Raw genomic sequence first — 15,824 nt, 5'->3', positions numbered from 1 at the left:
TGCGGATCGAAATCGGCGTGGGAGCCACCTGATGTCCATTTCCGACGCCCGCCTCGGCCAGCTCGGCGCCCGTTTCGCCGAACTGGAGGCGCGCCTTGCGTCCGGCACACTGGAAGGCGACGCCTTCGTCGCCGCCAGCCGCGACTATGCGGAATTGGAACCCGTGGCCCGCATCGCTGCCGAAATCGTGTCGATGCGCGGCGAACTGGAAGCACTCCAGACCCTCGAAGATCCCGACCCGGACATGCGCGCGCTGGCCGAGGAGGAGGTCTACCGTCTCAAGGCCGAGCTGCCCGAAGCCGAGCGCAAACTCGCCATCGCCATGCTCCCGCGCGATACCGCAGACGTGCGCCCGGCCATGCTGGAAATCCGCGCCGGCACCGGCGGCGACGAGGCCGCGCTGTTCGCCGCCGACCTCTATCGCATGTACGAGCGCTATGCCGCCGAACAGGGCTGGCGGGTCGAGATGATCAGCGTCAACGCCAGCGACATCGGCGGCTTCAAGGAAGTGGTCGCCAATGTCTCGGGCTCGGGCGTTTTCGCCAAGCTCAAGTTCGAATCGGGCGTCCACCGCGTGCAGCGCGTTCCGGTCACCGAATCGGGCGGACGCATCCACACCTCGGCCGCGACCGTCGCGGTGCTGCCCGAACCGACCGAGGTCGATGTCCAGATCGACGACAAGGACCTCAAGATCGACATCTACCGCGCTTCGGGCGCGGGCGGCCAGCACGTCAACACCACCGATTCGGCCGTGCGCATCACCCACCTGCCGTCAGGGCTGGTCGTGATCTGCCAGGACGAGCGCAGCCAGCACAAGAACAAGGCCAAGGCGATGCAGGTCCTGCGCGCGCGTCTTTACGAGAAGATGCGCGACGAGGCGCAGGGTGCCGAGGCCGAGGCGCGCAAGGCCATGGTGGGATCGGGCGACCGTTCGGAGCGCATCCGCACCTACAATTTCCCGCAAGGCCGCGTGACCGACCACCGCATCAACCTGACGCTCCATCGCCTGCCCGAGGTCCTCGAAGGTCCGGGTCTGGGCGAACTGGTCGACGCGCTGATCGCCGAGGACGAGGCCAAGCGCCTTGCGGCCATGGATGCTTGACCGGGCTGGCGTTGTGCTTGGCCCTTCGACAAGCTCAGGGCGAGCGGGCTTGAAAATGGTTGGTTATTTCTTCGCCTGCACCACACTCACCGCTCATCCTGAGCCTGTCGAAGGATGATTGAGCCCTCCCCTGCCCTCGGCCCCACCGTCGGCGAAGCCATCCGCGAGGCCGCGGACCGCCTCGCGGCAACCAGCGACACCGCCCGGCTCGACGCCGAAGTGCTGATGGCGCACGCACTGAGCACCACGCGCTCGTCCATGCTGCTCTCCCGCATGCGCGACCCTGCGCCCGAAGGCTTCGCGGCATTGGTCGAGCGCCGCGCCGGGCACGAGCCGGTCGCCTACATCACCGGCTCTCAGGAATTCTTCGGCCTGCCCTTCGCGGTAGGCCCGGACGTGCTGATCCCGCGCGGCGATTCGGAAGTTCTGGTCGAGGCCGCGCTCGCTGCCCGGCCCGATGCCCGGACCGTGCTCGACTGCGGCACCGGATCGGGCGCACTCTTGCTGGCGGTGCTCGCCAATCTGCCCGAGGCGCGCGGGGTGGGCATAGACAGCTCGCCGGGCGCGCTTGCGGTCGCGGCGGGCAATGCCGAGGTGCTGGGACTTTCCGAACGCGCCCGCATGGCCCTGGCCGACTGGCACGTCGCCGGCTGGGACCACGCGCTGGGCGGTCCGTTCGACCTGATCCTCGCCAACCCGCCTTATGTCGAGACCACTGTCGCGCTGGATCGCTCGGTCGCCGCCTATGAGCCGGCCAGCGCGCTCTATTCGGGTAAACACGGGCTGGACGACTATCGAATCCTGGTGCCCCAGCTGGCCCACCTGCTCGCCCCGCGCGGCGTCGCGCTGGTCGAGATCGGCTATCGGCAGGCCGAGTCGGTCGCGGCGATCGGGCGCGAAGCCGGTCTTTCCAGTCGTTTGCACCGCGACCTTGGAAATCGCCCTCGCGTGCTGGAGTTTTCAACAGGCGCGTGAGATTCCGCTTGGAATCCGGCGCCGGAATGCCTAAGGATTAAGGCGAAGCGGCACATGGATGGAATTTCCCATGCGGACGCTTCATCTCCATCATTTGCATGACAGTCGCGGCAGCAACGCTGCACGGCACGGCAGAGGTGGAAGTCACGGCACGCGGGGGCGCTCCGTGATCTTGTGACGTACGGCAGTTCGGCCCGATGGGATCCGGCCGATACCCAGGGTTTTGAGGAAATAATCCTTGAATAATAATCGTGGTAATAACCGTCGGCGCGGCCGCGGTAACAATCGCCCGCAGGGCGGTCAGCAAACGAACCGGATCGACAGCAGGGCACGCGGCAACGCGCCGCAGCTGCTGGAGAAGTACAGGAAGCTCGCCCACGATTCCCACCTCAACGGTGATCGTGTGACGGAGGAGTACTACCTTCAGTTCGCGGATCACTATTTCCGCGTGCTGGCCGACCAGAAACAGCGTCAGGACGACGCGCGCCAACCCCGTCGTGACGATCGCACGCCCGATTATTCGGACGAGTACGGCGACGATTACGGCGATTTCGAATCGACGGCCGAGCGCAGCTATCAGCAGGACCGCCAACCGCGCCCTGAACGGCAGGAACGTCAGGATCGCCCCGAACGGCAGGACCGTCCGGAGCGTCAGGATCGGCCCGAACGTCAGGAGCGTCAGGAACGCCCCGAGCGCCAGGACCGTCCCGAACGTCAGGACCGCCCTGAGCGTCAGGAACGTGCGCCGCGTGTCGAGGCTCCGGCCGAAGACAGCATCGAAACCGCCGGCAACGAAGGCGAGAGCGAAGGCGAACGTTCGGTCTACGAACCGGCCGAAAACCCCTTCGTTCGCGACATTCGCGGCGAACCCCGTGGCAATCGCGGTCTGAAGCAGCGCAAGCCGCGCCGCGACCGCCGCGAGGACGGTGAAGCCGCCGAAGCGGACGGCAATGCCGCCCCCGTGGAAGCTGCCCCGCAAGCCGCCGTCGAGCCTGCGCTCGATCCTTCCACGCTGCCCCCGGCCATCTCGGCCAAGGCCAGCAAGAAGGCCCAGCCGAGCACGGACGAAGCCGCCGAAGCCGATGCCGAAGCCGCCAAGGCCGAGGAAAAGCCCCGCCGCCGCCGCACCCGCAAGGCCACGCCGCCTGCGGACGAGGCTGGTGACAGCACGCTTGAGGCCGTGAACTCCTAAGTTCCGCGTCTTTTGCCGCCAACAGAAACGGCCCGGGTTCCGCCAAGGTGGATCCCGGGCCGTTTCTGTTCGGGCGATGGCCGCGCAAGTCCGTATGCGGAGATCGCTTGCGCCGCGCGGCAACTACCGTACATAGCCTCGCCCAAGGAACTCCTTCGCCGCGAGGCCCAGCCGTGAAATCCGTACCGGCCGAATCCGGCCGCCCCATCCTGGCCCGGCACCCGCGCCTTGTGAGCAAACTGGTGACCGGCCCTGCCGCCATTCTGGCCGGCGCCATCGCCGCCTGTGGGTTCCAGCCGCTGGCGCTATGGCCGCTCACCCTGCTGGGGATCGCCATTCTGATCGAGCTGGTGGCCTGCGCACCTAGCTGGAAACGCGCCTTCTTCATCGGCTGGTGCTTCGGGCTGGGCCACTTCACGCTCGGCAACAACTGGATCGCAACCGCCTTCACCTATCAGGCCGCGATGCCCGCATGGCTGGGCATGATCGCGGTTTTCCTCCTCTCGCTTTACCTCGCGCTCTTCCCCGCGCTGGCGGTGGCGGGCGGCTGGCTGGTGCTGAAGCTGGACCGGGACAAAGCCGGGGCAAAAGGCGCCTCGGGGGCTTTCGCAGTGCTGGGACTGGCCTTCGCGGGCAGTTGGATCGTCGCCGAATGGCTGCGGGCGTGGCTTTTCACCGGCTTCGCCTGGAACCCGCTGGGCGTGGCGCTGCTGGGCGGTTTCGACACGCGGGGGCTGGCCCTGATAACCCCGTGGACGGGCACCTACGGGCTCTCCGGCGTGCTGGTGCTGCTGGCCGCCCTGCCCGGCCTGCTGGTCCGGCTCGCGCTGGGCGGGCGGGGCGCCCTGCGATGGGCGTGGGTCCTGCCGGTGCTGGCGGTCTATGCCCCGCTGACGATGCTGATGACCCGGCCGGACCCGTGGGCCGCGCGCGCGGAAGGCGCGATTCGCTTCACCCTGATCCAGCCCGATATCCGGCAGGAATTCATCGAAGATCCTCGCAATTTCGAGAACAATTTCGACACCATGGCCCGCCTCTCGCTGCCCCGGCGGCCGGGCGAGAAGCGCGTGGTGTTCTGGCCCGAATCGGGCCTGGGCGACTACATTCGCGACGGCTATCCCTCCTACCTCTACCGCATCTACACGTATGCAGGTGATCCGGTGCTTGCGCGCCGCCGCATCGGCCGGGTGATCGGCCCTTACGGCCTGCTGCTGACCGGCGCCGTGGACCTCGTCATCAAGGACGATGAGGAAGTGGCCGCGCGCAATTCGGTCTCGGCCATCGACGGGCACGGCAACCTCATCGCCTCCTATTCCAAGGCGCACCTCGTGCCTTACGGCGAATATCTTGCGCTGCGCTGGCTGCTGGAACCGCTGGGCGCCACCCGCCTCGTGCCCGGCGCGCTGGACTTCTGGCCCGGCCCGGGTCCGCGCACGATCGACTTCGGTGACTGGGGCAAGGCCGGGATTCAGATCTGCTACGAGATCATCTTCAGCGGCCAGATCGTCGATCCGCGCGTGCGGCCGGACTATATCTTCAATCCTTCCACCGATGGCTGGTTCGGCCGCTGGGGCCCGCCGCAGCACCTTGCCCAGGCCCGCCTGCGCGCGATGGAGGAAGGCCTGCCGATCATGCGGTCCACCACCACCGGCGTCAGCGCGGTGATCGACGCGGACGGTCTGGTCCGCGCCTACGTGCCCTGGCATCAGGCCGGCCGGATCGACGGACTGATCCCGCCCGCCCACGAAGCCACGCCTTTTGCGCGCTGGGGCAATCGCTTGCCGCTGGCGCTTGCCGCAGTTCTGTTGGCGATTGCGGTTTCGGGCATTGCGCTCCGCCGCCGGGGAGGCTAGACCCGGGGGGACATAAAGATTTCTTTATATGTGGTGTCCAGATGCGCAATAGCTACGTCTTTACTTCCGAGAGCGTTTCCGAAGGTCATCCCGACAAGGTTTCGGACCAGATTTCCGACGCTATCGTCGATCTTTTCCTCTCCAAGGATCCCGAAGCGCGCGTCGCGTGCGAAACGCTCACCACCACCCAGCGCGTCGTGCTGGCGGGTGAAGTGCGCGGCAAGGGCATGATCGATACCGATGGCCACTGGGAAGATGGCGCACAGGAAGAGATCCAGACCGTCGTCCGCGAAACCGTGAAGCGTATCGGCTACGAACAGGCCGGCTTCCACTGGCAGGACCTCGTCTTCGAAAACCACCTGCACCCGCAGAGCGCGGACATCGCGCAGGGCGTCGATTCGACCGGTAACAAGGACGAAGGCGCGGGCGACCAGGGCATCATGTTCGGTTTCGCCTGCGACGAAACGCCGGACCTCATGCCGGCCACGCTGGACTACAGCCACAAGATCCTTGAGCGCCTTGCCGCCGACCGTCACTCGGGCGCCGCACCGTTCCTGGAGCCCGACGCCAAGAGCCAGGTCACGCTGCGCTTCGAAAACGGCGTGCCCGTGGAAGCGACCGCTGTCGTCGTTTCGACCCAGCACAAGCCCGGCTACCACGAAGGTGCCCAGGACGCCGAACTCAAAGCCTATGTGAAGAAGGTCGTGGCCGAGATCCTGCCCAAGGGCTTCGTGACCGACGAAACCGCATTCCACATCAACCCGACCGGCAAGTTCGAAATCGGCGGCCCTGACGGCGACGCCGGCCTCACCGGCCGCAAGATCATCGTCGACACCTACGGCGGCGCTTCGCCCCACGGCGGCGGTGCGTTCTCGGGCAAGGATCCGACCAAGGTCGACCGTTCGGCCGCCTACGTCACCCGCTACCTCGCCAAGAACGTGGTTGCGGCCGGTCTGGCCAAGCGCTGCACGATCCAGGTGTCCTACGCCATCGGCGTGTCGGCCCCGCTTTCGCTCTATGTCGACACCCACGGCACCGGTTCGGTTGCCGATGCCGATCTGGAAGTGGCGATCGCCAAGGTCGCGGCGGACAAGCTGGGCGGCCTGACCCCGCGCGGCATCCGCGTCGGCCTCGGCCTCAACAAGCCGATCTACGGCCCGACCGCCGCTTACGGCCACTTCGGCCGCAAGCCCGAGGGCGACCTGTTCCCCTGGGAGCGCACCGATCTGGCCGATGCGCTGAAGGCCGCTCTGGCCTGAGCGCACGCCAAGGCGTGAAGAATTGGAAGGGGGCGAGACCGCAAGGTCTCGCCCCCTTCTTCGTTTTGCGCCGCATAGATCCGGGCCGACCGTAATCGCGCTTCAAACCGTCACCGTGAACGACTATAGAAGCGCCATGTCATCCGTACGTCCCTGGCGCGACATCGAGCGCCGCAAGAGCCGCCAGATCATGGTCGGCAATGTCCCCGTCGGCGGCGATGCACCGATCACGGTGCAGACCATGACCAACACCCTGACGTCCGACGCCAAGGCGACGATCGACCAGATCCGCCGCTGCGAGGATGCCGGGGCGGACCTGATTCGCGTCTCCTGCCCCGATGTGGAGAGCACGGCGGCGATGCGCGAGATCGTGCGCGAAGCCCGCGTGCCGCTGATCGCGGACATCCATTTCCACTACAAGCGCGCGCTTGAGGCGGCTGACGCAGGCGCGGCCTGCCTGCGCATCAATCCGGGCAACATAGGCTCGTCCGAACGCGTGGCCGAAGTGGTGCGCGCAGCCAAGGCCAACGGCTGTGCGATCCGCATCGGCGTCAATGCCGGCAGCCTCGAAAAGGACCTGTTGGAAAAGTACGGCGAGCCCTGCCCCGAAGCGCTCGTCGAATCCGCGCTCGACCATATCAAGCTGCTGCAGGACCACGATTTCCACGAATACAAGGTGGCCGTGAAGGCCAGCGACGTGTTCCTCGCCGTTGCCGCCTATCAGGGGCTGGCAGACGCGGTGGACTGCCCGCTGCACCTTGGCATCACCGAAGCGGGCGGCCTCATCGGCGGCACCGTGAAGTCCTCGATCGGCATGGGCATGCTGCTGTGGTCGGGCATCGGCGATACCCTGCGCGTCTCGCTCTCGGCCGAGCCGGAAGAGGAAGTGCGCGTCGGCTTCGAGATGCTGAAGGCGCTCGGCCTGCGCACGCGCGGCGTCCGCGTCGTCTCCTGCCCCAGCTGCGCCCGTCAGGGCTTCGACGTGATCCGCACGGTCGAGGCGCTGGAAGACCGCTTGCAGCACATCAAGACGCCGCTCTCGCTTTCGGTACTCGGCTGCGTCGTCAACGGCCCCGGCGAAGCCCGCGAAACCGACATCGGCCTGACCGGCGGCGGCAACGGCAAGCACATGGTCTACCTTTCGGGCGTGACCGACCATGTCGTCCAGTCCGAGGACATGCTGGACCACATCGTCAAGCTGGTCGAAGCCAAGGCGGCCGAGATCGAGGCGGCGAACGCGGCTGGGGAAGCTCAGGCCGCCGAATGAACCGCCTGAGCCGTGAGCTTGCCAGTATCGGCGTGACGCTGCGCGATTCGCTGCGTCTGTGGCGCCTGGCGCCGCTGGTGCCGCTGATCGCGGTGCTTCCCGAATTCGCGCAGCACGCGGTGGAAATCCGGCTCGGCATGTTCGCCAGCCAGGATGCTTTCGCCAGCCTCGCGTTCGATCCGATGCGCACGAATTTCGGCGTGCTGAAGATCGCGGCTCTGGTTCTGGCGGTGCTGGTCGGCGCCCGGTTCTGGGCGAACCGCAGTGCCGGGATTCGGGGCTGGAGCCTTGCCGGGATCGGCTGGAAGCAGGTTCTGCTCGGGCTGTTCGTGCAGGTCGCGGTTTCGCTGCCCGGCATGTTTGGACCGCGACTCTCGCCAGCGACGGAAGCGACGCTTGGCATGGCGCTGACGCTCGCCAGCCTGCCCGGGCTCGTGCTGATGGTGGGCGGCCTGCTCGGCGACCGTGAAACCGGGCTGGTCGCCACCTATCGCAGCGGCTGGGCCAAGGCGCTGCGGATCCTGCTTCACATCGGCCCGGTCTGGCTGCTGCTCCAGACGCTGCACCGCGCCGACCATATTGCCGCGCTGGATCGGCCGCAATGGCTGGTCTGGGGGCTGATGGCGTGGGATGCCCTGCTGGTCGGCCAGATGGCAGCATTGGCCGCGACGGGTCTGCATCACGGCTATGCCGCCGATCACGAGGGCGACGAGGCCGGCTTTACCGCCGCTTAAGCCTTCGCGCCTAGCCTTGGCCCATGCGCATGGGCCCTATCCTCCTGCTGGTCGGCACGGTCGCCTTCGTCGGCTGGATCGCGCCCGGTCTCAAGGCCGGTGGAAGCGATCATGCAAAAGTCGCCACCCGCCACGACGACAGTTCAGCCAAGAAGGCGTGGCTCGCCGGTGAAACCGTGCTTTCCCGCGCGCCTGACGGGCATTTCTATGCCGACGCCGATGTCGAGCAGCGCCGCACCCACTTCCTTGTCGATACCGGCGCCACCATCGTCGCGCTGACCGGCAACGACGCGCGCGCCATCGGGCTCGACTGGAACGACAGCGATCTGATGCCCATCGGGCGCGGCGCCAACGGGACGGTCTACGGCGTGCCGGTCAGCATCGGGCGCATGGAACTGGGCGGGCTGGAAGCGCATGACGTTCAGGCCGCAATCGTGCCCTCGGGACTGGATGTCTCGCTGCTCGGCCAGTCGTTCCTCTCCCACGTCGGCAACGTCAGGATCGAGGGCGAGCATATGACGCTCGGAGCCAGTGGCGGCTAGATCGCCCCGCCAAATCCCGCAAGGCCGCACCAGACGACGAAACCGGCCATGGCCGCGACCGAGACGAGCGCGGCACGGGCGACTTTCGAAACAGGGGTGTCCATAGAGTGCTGCCTTGCGGGAACGGGGGGGGGCCAACTTATCGCCCGTCTTTCCGCGAGAGGCCATGTCGCCCGTCGGCAGGCGTCGGCGCCCGGTCGAGAAGCTTACAGCGTTCCCTGAATCGCCTTGCGGCCCACTGTCGAGGTGAAGGCGGGGATCGAGATCCGGCCATCGCGCGGGGCAATCGGCGTGCGGGTGGTGGTTACTTCGAAGTCCGCCGGCAGCCCGGCGTTGATCAGGTCATAAGGCGAGATCCGCGTGCGCGTGCAGAGGCCGCCATTGCCATCGCTTACCAGTGACTTTTCGAAGGCGACGCCGATCTGCTCCCCCATCGCGCGGCGCACGGTCGCCACTTCGAGCTGGCCTTCGCCGAAATAGACGACGAACCGCGTGCCGAGCGGCACATCCTCCACACCCTCGATCAGCGCGCCGGTGGAGGAAATATTGCGCAGGACCACCGGGTAATAGTGGTCCTCGTGAATCGCGCCGATCCAGCGGAACATCGAGATCCGCTCGTCCCGCTGACGGGCCGGGCCGCTGGGCGCGATACCCCAATGGGGCTGTCCGGCAGCCATGAGGAAAGCCTCGGCCGGGATCGCCTGCGAGTAGATGAATCCCTGGATGTGGCTGACGCCGAGTTCGCGCAGCATCGCGAGCTGGTCCAGCGTCTCGATACCTTCCGCCGTGGTCTCCATGCCGATGGCCTTGGCCATGGCGACGATGGCGGCGATCAGCGCCTTGTTGCGCGCACCCGCCTCGGCGGTGCCGCGCACGAAGCTCTGGTCGATCTTGATCTTGTCGAACGGCGCGGTGCGCAAGTAGCCGAGCGAGGAATAGCCGGTGCCGAAATCGTCCAGCGCAAGCCTTACGCCCAATGCCTTCAGCGCCCGGAACCGTGCATCGGTATCAGCGCCTTCGGCCAGGAACACGCCCTCGGTGATTTCCAGTTCGAGCCGCTCCGGCGCCAGCCCGGATGCTGCCAGCGCATTGGCGACGATGCCGGGAAAACCGGGATCGGTGAACTGACGGGGCGAGACATTGACCGCCACGCGCAGATCGCCCGGCCAGTCCACGGCATCGCGGCAGGCGGTGCGCAGCGCCCATTCGCCGATCTGGCAGATCATCGTCGATTCCTCGGCGATGGGGATGAACTGCGAAGGGCTGATGACGCCCTTCTCCGGGTGGTTCCAGCGCATCAGCGCCTCGGCGCCGGTCACGACATCGGTGCCCGCCGCGACGATGGGCTGGTAGTGGAGTTCCAGCTCTCCCTTTGCCAGCGCATCGTGGAGATGCTCCTCCAGCATCCGGCGATCCTCGGCCGCCGTCAGCAACTCGCGCGAGAAGAAGCGAAAGCGGCCGCGCCCGCCATGCTTGGCGGCATAGAGCGCGAGATCGGCATTTCGCACCAGTTCGTCCACATCGCGCCCGTCGAACGGGGCGATAGCGATGCCCACCGACGCGCCGATGATGCAGCGGTTGCCCTCCACCGAATAGGGCTGCGAGAGCATGGCGATGATCCGCTCGGCCAAGGCGCCGAGATCGCCACGATCCTCGACATCGGGGACGAGGATCTGAAATTCGTCACCGCCGAGGCGGCAGATCCGCTCGGCATCGCCGACGATGGTGGTCAGCCGTTCGGCGACCTGACGCAGCAGGGCGTCGCCGCTCGAATGGCCGAGGGTGTCGTTGACCTGCTTGAAGCGGTCGAGATCGATCAGCAGCGTCGCGCAGGGGCGTTCCTGCGCCTTGTAGGCGCGCAAGGTGCGGTCGAGCATGCGGGCCATCTCGCGGCGGTTGAGCAGGCCCGTGAGCGGATCGTGCATCGCCTCGCGCGAGTTTTCCTCGGCAATGCGGCGCTCGTCGGTGATTTCGGAGCAGAGGCCGCAGAAGCCGTCGAACCGGCCGCCTTCGTCGGTCTGCGCCTCGCCCGAAAGCAGCCACCAGCGCCGCTGTGCGCCCTCGCCCGTGCAGACTGCCAGCTTCTCGAACCGCGAGCGGCGGGACAACGCGAAACGCAGGCTGCGGCCCGAACCGGCGCCATCGTCGAAGGTCTGGAAGATGTCGGCCAGCGGGCTGCCGATCACGGGAATGGCAGCAGGCAGGCGGGACAGGGCCTTGTCCGAAAGATAGCGGATGCGGCCCTCGGCGTCGGAGGCCCAGAGGCCTAGCCCGTCGATCCCTTCGACCGCCCGGCAGAAATTGCGCGCATCCTCGGCGCCGATCGCGTTCGCGGCCTCGCCGGCTTCGCGCCCCTTCTTTTCCGTACGTCCGAAATTCCAGGCCATGCTTGGCGCCCTGCTAGTATCTCAGGACATTCCCTTAGAGGCGCGAGGGTTACTTTCGCGTAACCATGCCAAATGCCGCGCCAGCACCAAGCAAAAGGCCCCGCCGGATCGCTCCGGCGGGGCCTTTCGTGTGCCTGTCAGCAGGTGGGAAAGCTTATGCTTCCTCGCCGCCTTCGGTCTGCTCGTCCGACTGGATCAGGTAATCACCCGCATCCGCGTCGAGACCGTGGGTCTCACCCTCGACCACGGCGAGCGGATCGTTGCCGATCGCCGCTTCCGGGCCCTGGGCCAGTTCGGCCGCATGCTCTTCCGCCGCCGAATTGGCAGCGATGAGCGATTCCTGCATGCGACGGTAAGACGCGCGCAGGGCGGCGTCGCGGCTGGTGGCCGCCACGCGCATGCGGTTCATGCCCGCACCGGTACCCGCCGGGATCAGGCGGCCCACGATCACGTTCTCCTTGAGACCGATCAGCGTGTCCTTCTTGCCTTCGACCGCCGCCTGCGTGAGCACGCGGGTGGTTTCCTGGAACGACGCGGCCGAGATGAACGAACGGGTCTGCAGCGAGGCCTTGGTGATGCCGAGAAGGATCGGCTTGCCTTCCGCGGGCATCTTGCCCTCGGGAAGCTTGCTGTTGATCTCGAACATTTCCTCGTAGTCGACTTCTTCGCCCGGCAGCAGCGTGGTGTCGCCGCCGTTCGTGATCTCAACCTTCTGCAGCATCTGACGAACGATCGTTTCGATGTGCTTGTCGTTGATCTTCACGCCCTGGAGTCGATAGACTTCCTGGATTTCCGCGACGAGGTATTCTGCCAGAGCCTCGACGCCGAGGACTTCCAGAATGTCGTGCGGATCGGGCGAGCCCGAGATCAGGTTGTCGCCCTTCTTGACGAAGTCGCCTTCCTGCACGTCGATCACGCGGCTCTTCGGGATCAGGTACTCAACCGGATCACCCTCTTCCGGGATGATCGCGATCTTGCGCTTAGCCTTGTAGTCACGCACGAACTCGATGCGGCCGGAGACCTTGGCGATGATCGAGTTGTCCTTCGGCTTGCGGGCCTCGAACAGTTCGGCAACGCGCGGCAGACCGCCGGTGATGTCGCGGGTCTTGGCGGCTTCGCGCGAAGCACGGGCGATGATGTCGCCGGCTTCGACGGTCTGGCCGTCCTCGACCGAGAGCGTGGTGCCCGGCGCCATCATGTAGCGCGCGGTTTCGCCCGATCCCTCGTCGAGAAGGGTGATGCGCGGACGCAGGTCCTCCTTCTTCTTCGCGGTGCGTGACGAACGGTCTTCCGTCACGACGCGGCTGGTCATGCCGGTCGCATCGTCGACCTGCTCGGTCAGCGTGCGGGTATCGATCAGGTCCTGATACTTCACGGTACCCGACGATTCGGTGATGATCGGCAGCGAGAACGGATCCCACTCAGCCAAACGTTCGCCTTCCTTGACGCTTGCGCCGCTCGTGTGGAGCAGCACGGTACCGTAAGGCACGCGGTGGATTGCGCGCTCACGACCCTCGCTGTCGAACAGCACGACTTCACCGTTACGGGCGAGCGACAGGCGGCGACCGCGCTTGTCGACGATCGTCGGGATGTCGCGATACTCGACCTTACCGTCGCAGATCGATTCCAGGTGGCTGGTTTCGTTAAGCTGCGCGGCACCGCCGATGTGGAAGGTACGCATGGTGAGCTGCGTGCCCGGTTCACCGATCGACTGCGCGGCGATGACGCCGACAGCTTCACCGATGTTGACCGGGGTACCACGGGCAAGGTCACGACCGTAGCACTTGCCGCACACGCCCTGCTGGGCTTCGCAGACCAGCGGCGAACGGATACGGGCAGCCTGAAGGCCGGTCAGTTCGATCGCAGCCACGGCAGCTTCGTCGAGAAGCTGACCCTTGGCGGCAACGACATTGCCGTCCTTGTCGACGATGTCCTCGGCCAGGGTACGGCCCAGGATACGCTCGGCGAGCGAGGCGATGGTGGAACCGCCCTGCACGATCGAACGCATTTCCAGCGCGCGCTCGGTACCGCAATCTTCGATCACGACGACGCAGTCCTGCGACACGTCGACCAGACGGCGGGTCAGGTAACCCGAGTTTGCCGTCTTGAGCGCGGTGTCGGCCAGACCCTTACGGGCGCCGTGGGTCGAGTTGAAGTATTCAAGAACGGTCAGACCTTCCTTGAAGTTCGAGATGATCGGCGTTTCGATGATCTCGCCCGACGGCTTGGCCATGAGGCCGCGCATACCGCCAAGCTGCTTCATCTGCGCCGGGCTACCACGCGCACCGGAGTGGCTCATCATGTAGATCGAGTTGATCTGGGCCATGCGGCCCGTCTCGGGATCGATCGGCTGAGCCTTCAGCTCTTCCATCATGGCGTTCGCCACCTGGTCGCCGCAACGGCTCCAGGCGTCGATCACCTTGTTGTACTTTTCCTGCTGGGTGATGAGGCCGTCCTGGTACTGCTGCTCGTAGTCGGCAACCAGTTCCTTGGTCTCGTTCACCAGGGCTTCCTTCGAATCCGGGATGATCATGTCATCCTTGCCGAAGGAAATGCCGGCCTTGAACGCGTTGCGGAAGCCGAGCGACATGATCGCGTCAGCAAACAGCACCGTCTCCTTCTGGCCGGTGTGGCGGTAGACCTGGTCGATGACGTCGCCGATTTCCTTCTTGGTGAGAAGGCGGTTGACGACATCGAAGGGCACCGTGTGCGACTTCGGCAGGCATTCGCCCAGCAGCATGCGGCCCGGAGTGGTCTCGAAGCGCTTCATGTACTGCTCGCCGTTCTCGTCGGTCTGCGGCACGCGGGCCTCGATCTTCGAGTGCAGCGTGACAGCGCCGGTGAACAGGGCCTGGTGCACTTCGGCCATGTCAGCGAACTTCATGCCCTCGCCCGGCTCGCCGATGCGGTCCATCGACAGGTAGTACAGGCCGAGAACCATGTCCTGCGAAGGCACGATGATCGGCTTGCCGTTTGCCGGCGAGAGGATGTTGTTGGTCGACATCATCAGCACGCGCGCTTCCAGCTGGGCTTCCAGCGAGAGCGGCACGTGGACGGCCATCTGGTCACCGTCGAAGTCGGCGTTGAAGGCCGAGCAGACGAGCGGGTGCAGCTGGATCGCCTTGCCTTCGATCAGCACGGGTTCGAACGCCTGGATGCCGAGGCGGTGAAGCGTCGGTGCGCGGTTCAGCATGACCGGGTGCTCGCGAATGACTTCGTCGAGGATGTCCCAGACTTCCTTGCGCTCCTTCTCGACCCACTTCTTGGCCTGCTTCAGGGTCATCGAAAGACCCTTGGCGTCCAGACGGGCGTAGATGAACGGCTTGAACAGCTCGAGCGCCATCTTCTTCGGCAGGCCGCACTGGTGCAGCTTGAGTTCCGGACCGGTCACGATGACCGAACGGCCCGAATAGTCGACGCGCTTACCCAGAAGGTTCTGACGGAAGCGGCCCTGCTTGCCCTTCAGCATGTCGGACAGCGACTTCAGCGGACGCTTGTTGGCGCCGGTGATGACGCGGCCACGGCGGCCGTTGTCGAACAGGGCGTCGACAGCTTCCTGAAGCATGCGCTTTTCGTTGCGGACGATGATGTCCGGCGCGCGCAGCTCGATCAGGCGCTTCAGGCGGTTGTTGCGGTTGATGACGCGGCGATAGAGGTCGTTGAGGTCCGACGTCGCGAAGCGGCCGCCGTCCAGCGGCACCAGCGGGCGCAGCTCTGGCGGGATGACCGGAACGACGTCAAGGATCATCCACTCCGGACGGTTGCCCGAATCGATGAACGATTCCACGACCTTGAGACGCTTGATGATCTTCTTGGGCTTGAGTTCCGACTTGGTCGTCTCAAGTTCCTGGAGAAGGTCCGCACGCTCCTGTTCGAGGTCGAGGTTGATGAGCATGTGCTTCACCGCCTCGGCGCCGATGCCGGCCGAGAACGAATCCTCGCCGTACTCGTCCTGCGCGTCGAGCATCTCGTCTTCGGTGAGGAGCTGATACTTCTCAAGCGGGGTCAGGCCCGGCTCGATGACGATGTAGCTCTCGAAGTAGAGGACGCGCTCAAGCAGCTTGAGCTGCATGTCGAGCAGCAGGCCGATGCGCGAAGGCAGCGACTTCAGGAACCAGATGTGCGCGACCGGTGCGGCCAGCTCGATGTGGCCCATGCGCTCGCGGCGCACCTTGGTGACAGTGACTTCGACGCCGCACTTTTCGCAGACGACGCCCTTGTACTTCATGCGCTTGTACTTGCCGCAAAGGCATTCGTAGTCCTTCACGGGACCGAAAATGCGGGCGCAGAAGAGGCCGTCACGCTCAGGCTTGAACGTACGGTAGTTGATGGTTTCCGGCTTCTTGATCTCGCCGAAGGACCAGGAGCGGATACGCTCGGGGCTCGCGAGACCGATCTGAATCTGATCGAAGGTCTCGGGCTTCGCCATCTGGTTGGTGAACTTGGTCAGGTCGTTCATGGTTCAATCCCTCTTGGGGTGAATTCTTCGTGCGGGCGGAAGGCAGGAAGGGCG

At 65.7% G+C, this 15,824-nt stretch carries 10 protein-coding genes; 8 read left to right on the top strand and 2 right to left on the bottom strand.

What is annotated here, in order from left to right:
• Nucleotides 1–31: 31 nt before the first annotated feature.
• The 8 genes from prfA to AC1VVK_RS11120 all read left to right on the top strand — a co-directional run bounded on the left by prfA (nucleotide 32) and on the right by AC1VVK_RS11120 (nucleotide 8,924).
• Nucleotides 32–1,102, top strand: coding sequence for a peptide chain release factor 1 (gene prfA, locus AC1VVK_RS11155; RefSeq protein WP_482903027.1), 1,071 nt, complete (start codon nucleotides 32–34; stop codon nucleotides 1,100–1,102).
• A gap of 114 nt (nucleotides 1,103–1,216) precedes the next feature.
• Nucleotides 1,217–2,077, top strand: coding sequence for a peptide chain release factor N(5)-glutamine methyltransferase (prmC, locus tag AC1VVK_RS11150; protein ID WP_482903026.1), 861 nt, complete (start codon nucleotides 1,217–1,219; stop codon nucleotides 2,075–2,077).
• 238 nt (nucleotides 2,078–2,315) lie between these two features.
• Nucleotides 2,316–3,269, top strand: coding sequence for a DUF4167 domain-containing protein (locus AC1VVK_RS11145; protein ID WP_482903025.1), 954 nt, complete (start codon nucleotides 2,316–2,318; stop codon nucleotides 3,267–3,269).
• Nucleotides 3,270–3,442: 173 nt separating this feature from the next.
• Nucleotides 3,443–5,122 carry an apolipoprotein N-acyltransferase gene (lnt, locus tag AC1VVK_RS11140; RefSeq protein WP_482903024.1) on the top strand — a complete coding sequence of 560 codons (1,680 nt, stop codon included), beginning with the start codon at nucleotides 3,443–3,445 and terminating at the stop codon, nucleotides 5,120–5,122.
• A gap of 41 nt (nucleotides 5,123–5,163) precedes the next feature.
• Nucleotides 5,164–6,381, top strand: a complete 1,218-nt coding sequence (gene metK, locus AC1VVK_RS11135; protein ID WP_132388108.1) for a methionine adenosyltransferase — start codon at nucleotides 5,164–5,166, stop codon at nucleotides 6,379–6,381.
• A gap of 136 nt (nucleotides 6,382–6,517) precedes the next feature.
• Nucleotides 6,518–7,648: a flavodoxin-dependent (E)-4-hydroxy-3-methylbut-2-enyl-diphosphate synthase gene (gene ispG, locus AC1VVK_RS11130; protein ID WP_482903023.1), complete on the top strand. Its 1,131-nt coding sequence runs from the start codon at nucleotides 6,518–6,520 to the stop codon at nucleotides 7,646–7,648.
• A complete protein-coding gene (locus AC1VVK_RS11125; RefSeq protein ID WP_482903022.1) occupies nucleotides 7,645–8,382 on the top strand; it encodes a hypothetical protein in 738 nt (245 codons plus the stop codon). The genes ispG and AC1VVK_RS11125 overlap by 4 nt, the downstream gene beginning before the upstream one ends.
• Before the next feature lie 23 nt (nucleotides 8,383–8,405).
• Nucleotides 8,406–8,924: a retropepsin-like aspartic protease family protein gene (locus AC1VVK_RS11120; protein WP_482903021.1), complete on the top strand. Its 519-nt coding sequence runs from the start codon at nucleotides 8,406–8,408 to the stop codon at nucleotides 8,922–8,924.
• Between the two features lie 206 nt (nucleotides 8,925–9,130).
• Here AC1VVK_RS11120 and AC1VVK_RS11115 read toward each other — a convergent pair whose 3' ends face one another.
• Together AC1VVK_RS11115 and rpoC are read right to left on the bottom strand one after the other, a co-directional pair.
• Nucleotides 9,131–11,311, bottom strand: a complete 2,181-nt coding sequence (locus AC1VVK_RS11115) for a putative bifunctional diguanylate cyclase/phosphodiesterase (RefSeq protein WP_482903020.1) — start codon at nucleotides 11,309–11,311, stop codon at nucleotides 9,131–9,133.
• Between the two features lie 154 nt (nucleotides 11,312–11,465).
• Nucleotides 11,466–15,770 carry a DNA-directed RNA polymerase subunit beta' gene (gene rpoC / locus AC1VVK_RS11110; protein WP_132388098.1) on the bottom strand — a complete coding sequence of 1,435 codons (4,305 nt, stop codon included), beginning with the start codon at nucleotides 15,768–15,770 and terminating at the stop codon, nucleotides 11,466–11,468.
• Nucleotides 15,771–15,824 lie beyond the last annotated feature (54 nt).

It is taken from the genome of Novosphingobium sp. BL-S-32 (assembly GCF_056857055.1).
Note: the sequence above shows the minus strand (reverse complement) of the source record. Positions and strands in the feature narration are given on the sequence as shown.

What these genes read in the sequence shown, in the direction of transcription:
- prfA (WP_482903027.1), top strand. Translation starts at nt 32, where the DNA reads ATGTCCATTTCCGACGCCCGCCTCGGCCAGCTCGGCGCCCGTTTCGCC.
- prmC (WP_482903026.1), top strand. Translation starts at nt 1,217, where the DNA reads ATGATTGAGCCCTCCCCTGCCCTCGGCCCCACCGTCGGCGAAGCCATC.
- metK (WP_132388108.1), top strand. Translation starts at nt 5,164, where the DNA reads ATGCGCAATAGCTACGTCTTTACTTCCGAGAGCGTTTCCGAAGGTCAT.
- ispG (WP_482903023.1), top strand. Translation starts at nt 6,518, where the DNA reads ATGTCATCCGTACGTCCCTGGCGCGACATCGAGCGCCGCAAGAGCCGC.
- AC1VVK_RS11125 (WP_482903022.1), top strand. Translation starts at nt 7,645, where the DNA reads ATGAACCGCCTGAGCCGTGAGCTTGCCAGTATCGGCGTGACGCTGCGC.
- AC1VVK_RS11120 (WP_482903021.1), top strand. Translation starts at nt 8,406, where the DNA reads ATGCGCATGGGCCCTATCCTCCTGCTGGTCGGCACGGTCGCCTTCGTC.
- AC1VVK_RS11115 (WP_482903020.1), bottom strand. Translation starts at nt 11,311, where the DNA reads ATGGCCTGGAATTTCGGACGTACGGAAAAGAAGGGGCGCGAAGCCGGC.
- rpoC (WP_132388098.1), bottom strand. Translation starts at nt 15,770, where the DNA reads ATGAACGACCTGACCAAGTTCACCAACCAGATGGCGAAGCCCGAGACC.